The organism is Terrisporobacter muris, assembly GCF_024621905.1.
GTDB lineage: Bacteria > Bacillota > Clostridia > Peptostreptococcales > Peptostreptococcaceae > Terrisporobacter > Terrisporobacter muris.
The window spans coordinates 1-15,347 of the sequence record NZ_JANKBY010000011.1 but is presented as its reverse complement, the minus strand read 5'-3'; the positions used below and the strand labels follow the sequence as shown (position 1 = coordinate 15,347).

At 30.1% G+C, this 15,347-nt stretch carries 16 protein-coding genes; 14 read left to right on the top strand and 2 right to left on the bottom strand.

What is annotated here, in order from left to right; genetic code table 11:
• Window positions 1-71 precede the first annotated feature (71 nt).
• From NSA58_RS01880 to NSA58_RS01865, 4 genes are all read left to right on the top strand, one after another.
• Window positions 72-1,241 (top strand): MalY/PatB family protein, encoded by a 1,170-nt coding sequence (locus tag NSA58_RS01880; protein ID WP_039679203.1) that lies wholly within the window; start codon window positions 72-74, stop codon window positions 1,239-1,241.
• Between the two features lie 190 nt (window positions 1,242-1,431).
• Window positions 1,432-2,247 carry a transporter substrate-binding domain-containing protein gene (locus tag NSA58_RS01875; protein ID WP_257559992.1) on the top strand — a complete coding sequence of 272 codons (816 nt, stop codon included), beginning with the start codon at window positions 1,432-1,434 and terminating at the stop codon, window positions 2,245-2,247.
• Between the two features lie 11 nt (window positions 2,248-2,258).
• Window positions 2,259-2,927, top strand: coding sequence for an amino acid ABC transporter permease (locus NSA58_RS01870; protein ID WP_039679205.1), 669 nt, complete (start codon window positions 2,259-2,261; stop codon window positions 2,925-2,927).
• Between the two features lie 14 nt (window positions 2,928-2,941).
• Window positions 2,942-3,673, top strand: coding sequence for an amino acid ABC transporter ATP-binding protein (locus NSA58_RS01865; protein WP_039679206.1), 732 nt, complete (start codon window positions 2,942-2,944; stop codon window positions 3,671-3,673).
• A 67-nt stretch (window positions 3,674-3,740) separates the two neighbouring features.
• Here the strand turns inward: NSA58_RS01865 and NSA58_RS20945 are convergent, their stop codons facing one another.
• Both NSA58_RS20945 and NSA58_RS01860 read right to left on the bottom strand, forming a co-directional pair.
• Window positions 3,741-3,833, bottom strand: coding sequence for an alanine:cation symporter family protein (locus NSA58_RS20945; RefSeq protein ID WP_408648029.1), 93 nt, complete (start codon window positions 3,831-3,833; stop codon window positions 3,741-3,743).
• A 242-nt stretch (window positions 3,834-4,075) separates the two neighbouring features.
• Complete coding sequence (locus NSA58_RS01860; protein WP_039679207.1) at window positions 4,076-4,816, bottom strand: glycerophosphodiester phosphodiesterase; 741 nt, start codon at window positions 4,814-4,816, stop codon at window positions 4,076-4,078.
• A 524-nt stretch (window positions 4,817-5,340) separates the two neighbouring features.
• On the opposite strand from NSA58_RS01860, the gene NSA58_RS01855 reads away from it, so the two are divergent.
• From NSA58_RS01855 to NSA58_RS01810, 10 genes are all read left to right on the top strand, one after another.
• Window positions 5,341-5,499 carry a hypothetical protein gene (locus tag NSA58_RS01855; RefSeq protein WP_161791912.1) on the top strand — a complete coding sequence of 53 codons (159 nt, stop codon included), beginning with the start codon at window positions 5,341-5,343 and terminating at the stop codon, window positions 5,497-5,499.
• A 64-nt stretch (window positions 5,500-5,563) separates the two neighbouring features.
• On the top strand, window positions 5,564-6,115 hold the full coding sequence (locus tag NSA58_RS01850; RefSeq protein ID WP_039679208.1) for a glycerol-3-phosphate responsive antiterminator: 552 nt from the start codon (window positions 5,564-5,566) through the stop codon (window positions 6,113-6,115).
• A 175-nt stretch (window positions 6,116-6,290) separates the two neighbouring features.
• Complete coding sequence (locus tag NSA58_RS01845) at window positions 6,291-7,763, top strand: NAD(P)/FAD-dependent oxidoreductase (RefSeq protein WP_039679209.1); 1,473 nt, start codon at window positions 6,291-6,293, stop codon at window positions 7,761-7,763.
• Window positions 7,750-9,021: an NAD(P)/FAD-dependent oxidoreductase gene (locus NSA58_RS01840; protein WP_334291541.1), complete on the top strand. Its 1,272-nt coding sequence runs from the start codon at window positions 7,750-7,752 to the stop codon at window positions 9,019-9,021. The genes NSA58_RS01845 and NSA58_RS01840 overlap by 14 nt, the downstream gene beginning before the upstream one ends.
• Window positions 9,022-9,023: 2 nt before the next feature.
• Window positions 9,024-9,422: a DUF1667 domain-containing protein gene (locus NSA58_RS01835; protein WP_039679211.1), complete on the top strand. Its 399-nt coding sequence runs from the start codon at window positions 9,024-9,026 to the stop codon at window positions 9,420-9,422.
• A 263-nt stretch (window positions 9,423-9,685) separates the two neighbouring features.
• Window positions 9,686-11,347 carry an ABC transporter substrate-binding protein gene (locus NSA58_RS01830; protein ID WP_257559991.1) on the top strand — a complete coding sequence of 554 codons (1,662 nt, stop codon included), beginning with the start codon at window positions 9,686-9,688 and terminating at the stop codon, window positions 11,345-11,347.
• Window positions 11,348-11,409: 62 nt separating this feature from the next.
• Complete coding sequence (locus NSA58_RS01825) at window positions 11,410-12,375, top strand: ABC transporter permease (RefSeq protein ID WP_039679213.1); 966 nt, start codon at window positions 11,410-11,412, stop codon at window positions 12,373-12,375.
• A 10-nt stretch (window positions 12,376-12,385) separates the two neighbouring features.
• Entirely contained in the window at window positions 12,386-13,282 is an 897-nt protein-coding gene (gene opp4C, locus NSA58_RS01820) for an oligopeptide ABC transporter permease (protein WP_079764851.1), read from the top strand.
• 12 nt (window positions 13,283-13,294) lie between these two features.
• Window positions 13,295-14,266, top strand: coding sequence for an ABC transporter ATP-binding protein (locus NSA58_RS01815; protein WP_074429869.1), 972 nt, complete (start codon window positions 13,295-13,297; stop codon window positions 14,264-14,266).
• Window positions 14,266-15,261, top strand: coding sequence for an ABC transporter ATP-binding protein (locus NSA58_RS01810; protein WP_257559990.1), 996 nt, complete (start codon window positions 14,266-14,268; stop codon window positions 15,259-15,261). Before NSA58_RS01815 ends, NSA58_RS01810 begins: the two co-directional genes overlap by 1 nt.
• The last annotated feature ends 86 nt before the right edge of the window (window positions 15,262-15,347 follow it).

The window sequence follows — 15,347 nt, the reverse complement described above, 5'->3', positions numbered from 1 at the left end:
GAACCATATAATTTAAATCAAGGGAAAATTATATACAGATAACAAAACAAATTATATTAAGGGGGATAAATATGAAATACAATTTTGACAAGAAAATAGATAGAAAAAATAATAACTCTACTAAATGGTCAGGTATGGAAGGTGGATTTATATCAAATGACTTATTACCATTTTGGATAGCAGATATGGATTTTGAAATATGTCCAAATATAAGTGAATCCATGAAAAAAGTCTTAGACCAAAATATATTTGGATATGTAAATACGGGGGAAAGTTATTTTGAAAGTGCGTGCAATTGGACAGAAAAAAGATACGGATATAGAATGAATCCAGAAACTTTAATACATACTTCAGGCGTGGTATTATCATTGGTTCTAGCAGTTGAATTATTGACATCAAAAGATGATAATATTATGATTAGTTCGCCAGCATATCCTCCATTTTATGATTGTGTGTTAGACAATAGCAGAAAATTATTCTTAAATGAATTAATCATTAAAGACAATAAGTATGTAATTGATTTTGAAGATTTTGAAAATCAAATAGTGGAAAATAATATAAAATGGTATATATTATGTAATCCGCATAATCCTACTGGAAGGGTGTGGGAAAAAGATGAGTTAAAGAGAATAGCTGATATATGTTTAAAATATAATGTAAGGGTAATAAGCGATGAAGTATGGAGAGATTTAGTATTTAAAGATTATAAATTTACTCCTTTTGCATCTTTATCAAAAGAAGTTGAAGAAATAACAATAACATGTTTCTCTGCAAGTAAAACATTTAATCTAGCTGGACTACAAGCATCATTTGTATCTATACCAAAAGAAAATGAGCGTGAAAAATTTAAAAAAGCACTGGGTAAATATCATATTGCAAGAAATAATTCTTTTAGTGTGGCAGCTGTAGAAACAGCTTTTAATGAAGGTGAAGAGTGGCTAAGTCAATTATTAGATTATCTAGAAGATAATTTAAATTATTTAAGTTATTTTATCCATGAAAATTTACCAAAGGTTAAGTTTGTAAGACCAGAAGGGACTTATGTGGTTTGGTTAGATTTTTCAGAGTATAAAGTAGAAGATATTAATTTGTATTTACAAGAACATGCTAAAGTTGCATTAAATAAAGGAGATGTTTTTGATAAAAACTGTAAAAACTTTGCAAGAATTAATATAGCTTGTCCAAGATATCAGCTAGAAGATGGTTTAAATAGAATAGAAAAGGCCTTAAATAGATTATAAATTATGAAAAAAGATGCTTAATGCATCTTTTTTTTGTATTTAAAACTTATGTCAAAATTATACTATAAAAAAATGTAATAATTTGGTTGTATATATATAAAAACACAATAAGACAGTAGTTTATAACTATGATAGAATTAATTTGGAAAATGTTATCATAAAAATATTTAATCTTAAGGAGAGAAAAGAGATGAGAATAACAAGCAAAAAAATTATTGCAATTTTATCATGTTTAATGATTGGGGCAACTATGTTAGTAGGGTGTAGTAGCTCAAATGAAAAATCAGAAGAAGAATCAAATTCTGATTCAAAAAACAAATTAATAGTAGGCGTTTCTACAGAATATTATCCATGGTGTTTTAAAGAAAATGACGAGAATAAAGGTTTTGAAGTTGATGTATGGAAAGAGATAGGAAAAAGAACAGGATATGATATAGAATTCCAAACAGCTAAATTCAGTGGATTAGTTGGTATGTTAGATGCTGAAAAGATAGATACAGTTGCACATCAAATGTCAACAACAGAAGAAAGAAGAGAAAAATATGATTTTACTGAAACATATGCTTACAGTAAATATAAATTTATAGTTCCAAAAGATAGCAAAATAAGCAAAATAGAAGATGTAAAAGGTATGAAAGTTGGATGTGTATTAGGTGGAAATGGTGAAAAAACTATAAAAGACCTTAATGAAAAATATGACTTAGATTTAGAAATAGTTACATATGATGGAGTTCCTATGGAACAAGATGTTGTAGATGGAAGAATAGATGTAGCGTGGTTATCAGAAGTAAAAGCAAAAACTACTATTGAACAAGGTAAGTTAGCTCTAAAAATAGCTGATATAGATACAGGTGTTTATGAGATAAATCAATATCCTTTTAGAAAAGAAGATGCGAGCAAAGAAAGAATAGAAAAAGTAAATGAAGCTATAATATCTATGCATGAAGATGGAACATTTAGTGAATTATCAGATAAATGGTTTGGTCTAGATACAACTAAAGAATAAAAGGTGAAAAAATGCAAATATTTGATTTTGAGTTTATAGTAAACTTAATACCAATAATGATTAAATACCTTGGGGTAACTTTTAAAATGTCATTATTAGCATTAGTACTAGGAATTGTAGTAGCTATGATAATAGCCTTTATTGTAGATGCTGATATACCTGTGCTTAAGAGATTATCAAAAATATATATATCTTTTTTTAGAGGAACTCCTTTGGTGGCTCAATTATTTTTTATATATTTTGGATTAATAAAAATAATTCCAGCACTTAAAGAGTTAAGTGCTTTTAATGCAGCAGTGATTGTATTAGGTCTTAATTCATCAGCATATTTTGCTGAAAGTTTAAGAGGAGCAATATCTTCAGTGGACAAAGGACAAGCTGAAGCATGTTATGCTTTTGGTATGACCTATATTCAGGCTATGGTAAGAGTTATTTTACCACAAGCTATTAGGGTTGCCATACCAGCTATGACAAACACTTTTGCAGATATTATAAAAGGATCTTCATTAGCTTTTACAATAGGTGTTACTGAAATAATGGCTACAGCTCAATCAGAAGCAGCTGCAACATATAAGTATTTAGAGGCATTTACTTGTGTAGTAATCATTTATTGGATTATAAATTTATTAGTTGTATATGTTCAAAATAAACTTGAGAAAAAGCTAAGTGAAGCATATTAAATGGAGAAGTACTTATGTTAAAAATAAATAATTTATGTAAAAATTTTGACCAAAATACGGTATTAAAGAATATTGATTTGGAAGTTAAGAAAGGTGAGGTTGTTGTTTTAATAGGACCATCAGGTACAGGAAAATCAACTTTACTAAGATGTATAAATATACTAGAAAAAGCTGATAGTGGAAGTTTAACTATAGGAGATTTAAATGTAGATTTGGCAGAGTTACATAAGAAAGATATATTGAAAATAAGAAGAAAAACAGCTATGGTTTTTCAAAATTATAATTTATTTAATAATAAAACCGTAATAGAAAACATAACTGAGCCATTAATTGTAGTAAAAAAAATGAATAAAGATAGTGCAAATAAAATAGCACTAGAGAAACTAAGATTGGTAGGAATAGAGGATAAAAAAGATCAGTATCCATCTAGACTATCTGGAGGGCAAAAGCAAAGAGTTGCAATAGCAAGGGCTTTAGCTGTAGATCCAGAAGTTATACTAATGGATGAGCCAACTTCAGCACTTGATCCAGAATTAGTTGGGGAGGTTTTAGATGTTATAAGATCTTTAGCAAAAGCTCATATGACTATGATAATAGTAAGTCATGAGATGAAATTTGCTAGGGAAATAGCAGATAGAATTATATTTATGGAAAATGGTGTTATAGAAGAACAAGGAAGCCCAGCAGAACTATTTAGGGAAAATAAGAATACACGTATAAATCAATTTGCGAAAGTAATAGTATAAAAGTAATTTTAATTAAGAAGTGGGTTGTCTTATGGCAACTCCCTTTTTTACAAAGGCCTTTTTCTATTTAGTAAGCAGGTTCACATCTGTATTGTCCATCTTCTTTGACTTTGTACAATTGTCCTAAAGTTGATTCGACAAAAGCAGTACCACCACCTATTCTACCAGTAAGTGAAACTGATAATGCTTGGAAAGAAGATATACCTTTTTTTGATTTTTCTGTTTATCGCAAGTACAGACATTTCTTTAACTTGTCTGATTTGTAAAAAGCGTGTTCTTAAAGAGAAATATATACAGGTAATTAAGAATAATCCAACCAGACAGTTACTCCATATGATATCATTGATTCTTGTAATAATTTGTTCCATTGAAGCCTCCAAGTAAAATATATTTTTGTTATTTTTAATACTCTTTTATAATTTCGTTCATTAAATCAGGATAATCTGAGAATACACCATCTACATTGAACTCAATCATTTTTCTCATTGCAGTAGGTTTATTAATAGTATAAACAAATACTTTTATGTTATTTTCATGAGCAAGATCTACTATTTCTTTTGAAACTAATTCTTGAGAAAGATTGATGCTGTAAATATTTGTGTTTAATTTTTTTGCATGCTCTACAACATTGGATTCTGGAGCATAATCTTTTTCATATTCATAAAGAGCACCATATTTAAAACTATTGTCTAAGCTGTGCAAAATATCTAAGCACTTATGATTAAAAGAAGACATGAATATTTTATCTTCAATGCCATATTCTTTGATTAAGTCTAAAAGATCTTGTTCTAAATCATAATGTATTAAATCAGTTTTTGCTTCAATGTTTAAAATAACATCCTTGCTTTTTATTAAATCAAAAACTTCTCTTAATGTTGGAACCTTACAATCTTCATTTTCAATAAATTCAAATTTTCTACACATAAAGCTTTTGATTTCTTCAAGTGTATAATCTTTTATAAGTCCTTTTCCCTTAAATGTTCTTTGAACATCTTCGTCATGGATAACAACCAAGTGCCCGTCTTTACTTTTGTGAACATCAAGCTCAATTCCATCAACACCTATGAATAAAGCTTTTGAAAAAGCCAACATAGTATTTTCTGGATAGTCACCGCTTGCTCCTCTATGAGCAAAAACTTTCATCTTCTTTCCTCCCTTTGTTTACACAAAAAATAAAAAAGAAAGAGAGTATATTAAAAGACGGATAGAAAAGTTCCGTGGTTTAACAATAGCTCTCTCATATATTCTCCGTGCTATAAATAATATAAACAAATTTGATTAAACTTAGTATAGATTGGAGAAGGTTTTCTGTCAACGGTTGACAAGTATTTAACATAATTTTTACAATTTCATACAATTAGTAATTTAGATCCAGCGAGATTATCAGCAAAAGTTTTATCTGGTATAAGTTTCTTATGTTCAGAAACAATAATGAAAACTTCAAATAGGGTGGTAGGTCTTACTACATATGATCAACAGCATGTATTTGAATTGCTATAGGGTATGGATATTATTTCTTAGAGATGGTATCCTGACTGATATTACTTATAGTTTTATATATCTTAAAATTTATAGATTCATTATTAAAAAGAACAAAGTCAGGGCAAATTGTATTAAAAATAGATGATGACAATACTATACCTCTTGTATTAAGTTTATTAGATGATATGGGTGTCGAATCACACAAACTTACTATAAATAAAAAAGATAATGAGTGGATAGTTAATTTTACTATTGTTTATAAAGATAATAGAAAAATAAGCGAAATAGCAAAATCATTTTATGCAGTAGACAATAATATTAGCATTGATTATTGTGGGGCTTAATGTATAATGAGTTTAGATAAAGAAAATATTGGTGGAGTTTTAGGAAGGAATAAATTAAATAATTATGAGAGAATTATTAGAATGTAATCCTATAATAGGAGCTATAAAAGATGATCATGATTTAGAAAAAGTTATAGATTCTGATTGTAATGTTGTGTTTTTGCTAAATGGAGATATTCTAACGTTAAAAGATAAAGTAAACAGACTTAAGCTAAATGACAAAAGTGTTTTTGTCCATTTAGATATGATAGGTGGAATATCTAGTAATCCTGTAACTGTAAAGTATTTAAAAAATGAATTTCATATAGATGGAATAATAACTACAAAGACAAGTTTAGTGAAAAAAGCATTGGAAGAAAATATACATGTAGTGCAAAGAATATTCTTATTAGATTCTATATCATTACAAACATCAATGGAAAATATAAGAAGGGTAAAACCAAGTGCCATTGAAATTATGCCAGGGGTAATAACTAAAGTAGTAGAACGATTACACAAAGAATTTCCAGATTTACCTATAATTTGTGGGGGATTAATTGATGATAAGCAAGAAATTATAGATGTATTAAAGTGTGGTGCTATGGCAGTATCTACTACAAAAAAAGAATTATGGTAATATTATTATAAAAGTAGTGACAAAACGATTTCATTTGAATATAATGATTAATGTAAAAGGAAATTTTAAACAGAAAACAAAAAAAGTTAATATATATGGCATGAGAACAGAGAGCCTTTTCTATAAGTTATTATAGGGGGCTCTCTGTTTTTGTTGCTAAAAAGGAGGCAATAATATGTTTGATGTAGCAATTATAGGTGCTGGTATTACAGGAAGTGCAATAGCTAGACAACTATCAAAATATGATTTAAAAACAGTAGTTTTAGAAAAAGGTATAGAGGTTTGCCAAGGAACAACAAAGGCAAATAGCGCAATAGTGCATGGTGGATTTGATGCACAAGAAGGAACTTTAAAAGCAAAATTAAATGTCCTAGGTTGCAAAATGTATCCTAGTATTTGTGAAGAGTTAAGTGTTGAATACAAAAATAATGGATCATTGGTCTTAGCTTTCAATGAAGAGGATATGAAACACATACATGAGCTTTATGAAAGAGGATTAACAAATGGAGTAAGTGGCCTTGAAATAATAGATGGTAACAAAGTTAAAGAAATAGAGCCTAATGTCAATAAAGAAGTAGTTGGAGCTCTTTGGTGTAAAAGTTCTGGAATAGTATGTCCATTCAATTTTAATATAGCTCTTATGGAAAATGCTATTACAAATGGAGTAGAGCTAAAGTTGGAAAATGAAGTTCTAAATATAAAAAGAATAGAAGAAGAGAATTGTTTTGAAATAAAAACTAATAAAGAGAAGATAAAGTCAAAGTATGTGATAAATGCAGCTGGTGTTTATTCAGATAAAATAAATAACCTTATTTGTGGAAATGAATTTTATATTATACCGAGAAAAGGAGAATACAAAATTCTTGATAAATCTGAAGGATACAAAGCAAGTCATACTTTATTTACATGTCCAACAGAAAAAGGAAAGGGAGTGCTAGTAACTCAAACAGTTCATGGTAACTTACTAGTAGGTCCAAATGCACAAGTGGTTGAAAAAGAAGATATAGCTACAAGTAAAGCAGGTTTAAAAGAAATTATGGATGGTGGAAGAAAATCAATTCCTAATGTAGATTTCTCAAAAACAATAACATCTTTTGCTGGAGTTAGAGCTACACCAAACACAGGAGACTTCATGATATTCAAGTCACAAGTGGCAAAAGGATTTATAAATGTGGCTGGAATAGAATCACCAGGATTAGCGTCAGCACCAGCCATAGCTTTATATGTGGAAGATTTATTAAAAGAAGTTATGGATGAAGATAATAGGAATTTAGAACCAAATAAAAACTTCAATCCAAGAAGAGTAAAAAATAAACCTTTTATGGAAATGAGTTCAATGGAGCAAATAGAGATTTTAAATAAAGATGGAAGATATAAAACTATAATCTGCAGATGTGAAAATATCACAGAAGGCGAAATAGTTAATGCTATAAATAGACCTTGTGGAGCAAAAACAGTAGATGGTGTAAAAAGAAGGGTTAGACCTGGTATGGGAAGATGCCAAGGAGGGTTCTGTGGACCAAAGGTAGTTGAAATTCTAGCAAGAGAATTAAATATTACACCGGAAGAAGTTCTAAAGGATTATGAGAATTCAAATATGTTAGTTGGAAAACTTAAGGAAGTAAGAGGTGAGACTGTTGAAATATAATGTTGTAGTAATTGGAGGGGGTCCAGCAGGGCTTGGAGCAGCTGTTGAAGCAAAGAAAAACGGAGCAGAAAGTGTTTTAATAGTAGAAAGAGATAGAGAATTAGGCGGAATTTTAAATCAGTGTATTCATAATGGATTTGGTTTACATGAGTTTAAAGAAGAATTAACAGGACCAGAGTATGCAGGGAGATTTATTGAAATGGCAGCAGAAAACAATATAGATCATGTGTTAAATACTATGGTTTTTAGCATAGACGATGATGGAGAAAACAAAGTAGTAAGAACTTTAGGAGAAAATGGATTAGAAAACATAAAGGCAGATACTATAGTTCTTGCTATGGGATGTAGGGAAAGAACAAGAGGCGCTATAGATATTCCGGGATATAGACCATCAGGAGTTTATAATGCAGGCGCAGCCCAAAGATATATGAACATGGAAGGTTACATGGTAGGTAAAAAAGTAGTAATCTATGGTTCGGGAGATATAGGACTAATAATGGCAAGACGTATGACTCTAGAAGGTGCGGAAGTTAAATGTGTGGTAGAAATAAATCCTCATTCAAGTGGATTAACAAGAAATATAGTTCAATGTTTAGATGATTTTAATATTCCTTTGAAGTTACAAACATGTATAAACTACATACATGGAAAAGATAGAGTGGAAGGTATAACTTTAGCAAAATTAGATGAAAATAGAGAGGTTGTATCAGGCAGTGAAGAATTTATAGAATGCGATACTTTACTACTTTCGGTAGGATTAATACCAGAAAATGAGCTTTCAACAAATGTGGGAGTGGAGCTAGACAGAAAAACTAGCGGACCAATTGTGGATAGTAGTATGTCCACTAATATAGAAGGAATTTTTGCTTGTGGAAATGTGGTTCATGTTCACGACTTGGTAGATTTCGTTACGAAAGAAAGTAGAATAGCGGGAAGAGAAGCTGCTTTATACGTTAAAAATAAAAAAGAAAGATTAAGCAAATCAGAAGATAAAAAAATAAACACTGTGGCAGGAGATGGAATATCTTATATTGTGCCACAAAGTTTAAATCTAGACTCAGAAAAAGATATAAATCTATTTATGAGAGTCAGAAATATTTGTAACAAGAAAACATTAGTTGTTAGAAGTGGAGATAATATAATTTTAGAAAAGAAGAGACCTTATATGATACCATCAGAAATGGAAACTTTAAAAATAGACAAAGAAAAATTATCTCTAATAAAAGAAGATATAAGTATTTGTGTGGAGGAGGTTTAATCATGAAAAGAGAGATAACTTGTATAGTATGTCCAAAAGGATGTCAAATGATAGTTAGTAATATAGATGGACAATATATAGTAGAAGGAAATAGCTGTATTAGGGGAGCAAAATATGGTGTGGATGAAGTTACCAGCCCAAAAAGAATGATAACTTCGACAGTAAGATTAGAAGGGGCTTATTTAAATATGCTTCCAGTAAAAACATCAGTTTCTGTACCAAAAGATTTAGTGTTTGAGATAATGAATATATTATCAACGATAAAAATTACTGCTCCAGTAAAAGTGGGAGATATAATTGTAAAAAATATACTAGATACAGGAGTGGATATAGTTAGTACTAAAACTATAAGTAATGTATGTCAAGAATATGAAAACGACGAATTAAGAAAAATTTTGTAACATAAATAGAAGATAGATAATAAAAGCCTGTAAATTTTTATTATAAAATAAAAAAATTATAGGCTTATTTTATTTTTGATGATGATTTATTAAGTTTTAGCTTTAGACTTATATTTATGGATTTATTATTAATAAATTCTATATTTTACCTGAAATTATAAAAACTATCAATTAGACATAGAGAATAATTATAAATTATAATGGTGAAGCGATACAAGAAATATATATAAAATCAAATGTAGGGAGTTTCGATAGGAGGAAATATGAAAAGAAAGATATTTAGTTTATTTTTAAGCACATCTTTATTATGTACGGCACTTACAGGATGTAGTTCAAAGGGAGCAGAAAGTAGCGAAGGGAAAGCAAAAGATACTATAGTATATTCTATGAACACAGCGCCACAAGGAATATTCAATCCGCTTGTTTCAGATACAGCAAGTGATCACTATGTTGAATCAGTTGTTTATGCATCCTTAATGACAGTTAATGATAAAGGAGAATTAGAAACGTACTTAGCAGACGAATATAAAGTTTCAGATGATCAGAAAACGATTACATACAAAATAAAAGATAATGCTAAATGGCATGATGGAGAAGATGTAACAGCTGATGATGTAGCATTCACATTCACAAGTATGGCAGCAAGTGATTATTCAGGTGGATATTATGGTGATGTTCAAAATATAAAAGGTGCTCAAGAATATCATGACGGAAACGCTGATGAAATTGAAGGATTAAAGGTTATTGATGAAGATACAATAGAAATAGAATTTGAAAAGGTATATGCACCAGCTGTAACAAACTTAGGGACAGTACAAATACTACCAGAACATATATGGTCAGAAGTAGCTGTAGGAGAATGGACAAATAAAACGGAATTATTAAATAATCCAATAGGATGTGGACCATATAAAATAGCTGAATATAAAAGTGGTTCTCATGTAAAATTCGAAGCTGCATCAGACTTCTTTGATGGGGAAGTAAAAACAGCAAACCTAGTGTTTAAAGTTATTAATGCTGATACTACTCAAGCTGAATTTAAAAGCGGATCAATAGATGTTGCTAATGTAGAAGCATTAACAAAAGCTGATGTAGATTCATTAGTTAAAGAAGGCTATAAAAAGGTTGATTTTGATAATTACCTATTTACATATATGGGATTCAATTTAAGAAATGAAAAACTACAAGATGTAAACTTACGTAAGGCTTTCATGCACGCAATTAACCGTCAAGGTATTATAGATAATGTGGTAGAAGGACGTGGACAAGTTCTTAATGCGCCATTATTACCATCAAGTTGGGCTTATCCAGAAGAATCAACATTAGATTCATATGAATATGATGTTGAAAAAGCAAAATCTTTATTAAAAGAAGCTGGTTGGGAAGATAAAGATGGAGATGGAATAGTTGAAAATGAAGATGGGGAAAAATTAGAGTTAACTCTTGTTTGTCAAACTAGTCATCCAGTTAGAGAAAAAACAGCAGTAGTAATACAAGAAAACTTAAAAGAAATAGGTGTTAAAATAGATATAGATTCTATGGAGTTTTCATCTGTTATGGATAAAGTAGTTTCTAATCATGAATTTGATTTATATATGATGGGTAATACATTATCTTTAGATCCAGATCCAAGACCAATGTGGCATTCAGATGCTATATCGAATGAAAAAGGTGTGATTGGATATAACATAGTTGCTTATGATAACCAAGAAACAGATAAGTTAATTGAAGAAGGTAATGCTACTTTAGATCAATCAGAACGTGAAGCAATCTATGGTAAATTTGCGAAAATATTAAATGAAGATGTACCAGAAGCATATTTATTCTGCCAAGATATAGAACGTGTATATAACAGTAAATTAGAAGGATATAAACCATCTACATTTAATGAATTCTACAATGTTCATAATTGGGTAATTAAATAATATAAATTAGAAAAGGTTGTTTCTTGCAAACAACCTTTTTTATGAAGGAGATCAATGATAGTATGGGAAAATTCTTAGCAAAAAGATTAGGGGTTGCACTGATTGTATTATTTGGAGTATCTGTTACAGTGTTTACACTGATTCATCTTCAACCAGGTAATCCATATTTAAACATGATCGATCCTAATGTTCCACCCGAAGTAGTAGAACAAAAACTAAGGGTATTAGGATACTATGATCCCATTCCACTTCAGTATTTGAAATGGATAGGGAGAGCAATAGTTGGTGATTTTGGATATTCAACTCAATACAATGCACCAGCATTTTCAATAATAGTTGAAGCATTAAAAAATACATTATTAATATCAATAGTTTCATTTATATTAAGCTCAATATTGGCAATAGTAGTTGGAGTTATTACAGCAGCCAAATCTAAAACATGGATAGATTATATAGTTACTTTTCTTTCATTTGTAGGAATATCTATGCCAACATTTTTCTTTGGTTTGTTGATAGTAAAATGGCTTGGATATGATTTAGCTATTTTACCATCGTCAGGAATGGAAACTTTAACAGCATCATATACAGGTTTTGAGCGAGTTATAGATATAATCAAGCATATGATTATGCCTGTTATAGTGCTATCACTTACTCAAACTGCTACCTTGTTAAGATATACAAGGTCTTCTATGCTTGATTCTTTAAATAAAGATTATATGAGAACCGCTCAAGCTAAAGGGCTTACTAGAAATAAAGCAGTTTGGACTCATGGTCTTAGAAACTCTATGATTTCCATAATTACAGTTTTATGTATGCAATTGCCAGCGTTAGTTTCAGGTGCATTAATTACTGAAACTGTTTTTGTATGGCCAGGAATAGGGACATTAAATTACAACGCAATTATGAATAGAGATTATATGTTGATAATGGGTATAACAATGCTTATAGCAGTTGTTATTGTAGTAGCAAATATAATAGCAGATATTTTATATGCAATAGCAGATCCAAGAATTAGATTAAGTCAATAGGGAGGATACTATGGTTGCAAATACTTTAAAAAGAGAAGACAAGGCAAAAAAAGAAAAATATGTATCATTAACAGAAATATCCTTTCGTAAGTTTAAGAACAACAAATTAGCGGTAATAGGTGTATTTATAATTTTAATATTAGTGTTACTTTCAGTATGTGCACCATTACTTACGGATTATACAATTAGTGAAACAGATTTATTTAATATAAAAATGGCACCAAATAGTGAACATATATTAGGAACAGATGAACTTGGAAGAGATGTGTTTACGAGATTGATCTATGGAGGTAGGGTATCCATAGTAGTTGGTGTTGCATCAATGACATTGCAATTAGTTATAGGGGTAATAATGGGAGCCATCGCAGGCTATTTTGGGGGAATAGCTGAAAAAATAATTATGAGAATAATTGATGTAATAATGTGTTTCCCATTCTTTGTTATTGCAATATCAGTTGCAGCAGTAGTAGGTCCAGGGGTTAAGAATCTGATTATAATAATTGGTTTTTTAATGTGGCCTAATATAGCAAGAATAGTAAGGGCGGAGATTTTATCGTTAAAAGAGAATGATTATATTATGGCAGCTAAAGCCATGGGGTTATCTTCTTTTGAAATAATAAAGAGTCACATACTTCCTAATATAATGTCACCCATATTAGTTGCATCAACATTAGCGATAGCAAATGGTATTTTAACAGAAGCCTCATTAAGCTTTTTAGGAATAGGGGTTAAGTTACCACAACCAAGTTGGGGGAATATGTTAATTGCTGCACAAAATATAGGAACGTTACAAAGAGAATGGTGGCTTTGGATACCAGCAGGTAGCTTAATCATTTTAATGGTATTATCAATAAACTTTGTTGGAGATGGGCTTCGCGATGCTCTAGATCCGAAAACTCGTCTGTAGGAGGAAATAGTAATGAGTATGTTAGAAGTAAAAGATCTTAAAGTTTCCTTTCATACAGTAATGGGAAAGGTTGAAGCAGTAAAAGGTGTAGATTTAAGTGTAAATTCTGGTGAAGTATTGGGTATTGTAGGGGAATCAGGAAGCGGAAAAAGCGTTACCTCTTTGGCTATTATGGGGCTTATCAATAGCGAAAGTGGAAAAGTTGAATCAGGTAAGATATTATTTGAGGGGAAAAATCTTATAGATTTAACTGAAAAAGAAATGTGTAAGGTAAGAGGGGATAAAATTTCAATGATATTCCAAGAACCTATGACAGCTCTTAATCCAGTAGTAACAATTTATAAACAATTGAGAGAAGTATACAAAATTCATAGACCGGATAAGAAAAATAATTGTAAAGGTGAACTAATAGATCTTTTAAACAAATTAAATATACCAGATTCTAAGGCTGTTTTAAACAAGTATCCATTTGAATTAAGTGGTGGATTAAAACAAAGAATAATGATTGCTATGGCAATGATTTGCAATCCTTCACTTATAATAGCTGACGAACCAACGACTGCATTGGATGTAACAACACAAGCTGAGATTATAGGGCTTTTAAAGCAGGTTAAGGAAGAAAGTAATAGCGGAATAATGTTAATTACCCATGATTTAGGAATAATAGCAGAAATGGCGCAAAGAGTAGTTGTAATGTATTATGGTAAAGTTGTGGAAGAGTGTAATGTTAAAGAATTTTTTGATAATGCAAAACATCCATATTCAAAAGATTTGTTAGGAGCTATGCCTGAAAATTTTAATGGACGATTCAAATCTATAGAAGGAAATGTTCCTAATCTATATGAAGATATAAAGGGTTGTGCTTATTATAAAAGATGTAAAAAAAGAATATCGAAATGTGAAAATTCACAACCACCAATGGTAAATTTAAATGAAGGCCATAGGGTACGTTGTTTTAATTATGAGAAAGGAGACGAAAAATAATGATGAATAAAGGGGATAGAATCATATTTGAAGTTTCAAATCTCAAAAAATATTACCCAGTTAGAAGGAAATCTTTTAAAAGAGAAAAACAATATGTTAAATCTGTTGATGGAGTTAGTTTTTCTATAAAAGAGAATACAATACTAGGACTAGTAGGTGAATCAGGTTGTGGAAAATCAACAATAGGAAAAACTATTTTAGGATTAATACCTCCAACAAGTGGAAAAGTATCATTCAAAGATAATGTCATTTTTGATGTGGAAAATAACATAAAAATATCGAATAATGAAATGACTAAATTAAGAAGTGATATACAAATAATTTTTCAAGATCCTTATGCAAGTTTGGATCCAAGAAAAAGTGTAGGACAAATAGTATCTGAAGGAATTAAAAAGCATAAAATAGTTCCAAAAGATAAGATTGAAGAAAAAACAAAAGAAATGCTAGAGTTATGTGGATTAGATGAGATAAGTATATTTAGATATCCACATGAATTTAGTGGAGGTCAAAGACAAAGAATCAGTATTGCAAGGGCGTTGGCTATGAATCCTAAATTTATAGTATGTGATGAGCCAACGGCAGCATTAGACGTATCTATACAATCTCAAATTTTAAATTTAATGCTAGACTTAAAAGATAAGTTTGGTTTGACATATTTATTTATATCTCATAATTTTAGTGTAGTTAAATCATTTTGTGATGAAATAGCTGTTATGTATTTAGGACAGATTGTGGAAAAGGGAAAAGCTGATGAAGTGTATAACAATCCAAAACATCCATATACAAAGGCATTGATTTCGTCAGTGCCAATTCAACATCCAGGTGAAGTAAAAGAGAGAATTGAGCTAAAAGGAAGTATGCCAAGTGCTGTTGATTTACCAAGAGGATGTAGGTTTCATACTAGATGTCCATACAAAACAGAACGTTGCGTAAAGGAAAGTCCAGAATGGAAAACTTTAGACAATGGAACTAGTGTGGCATGTCATATATATTAATCTAGAGATTTGTAAATAGAAAATAAATAGTAAAAGCCTATAAATTTTTATAATAAAATAAAAAATTTATAGGCTTATTTTATTTC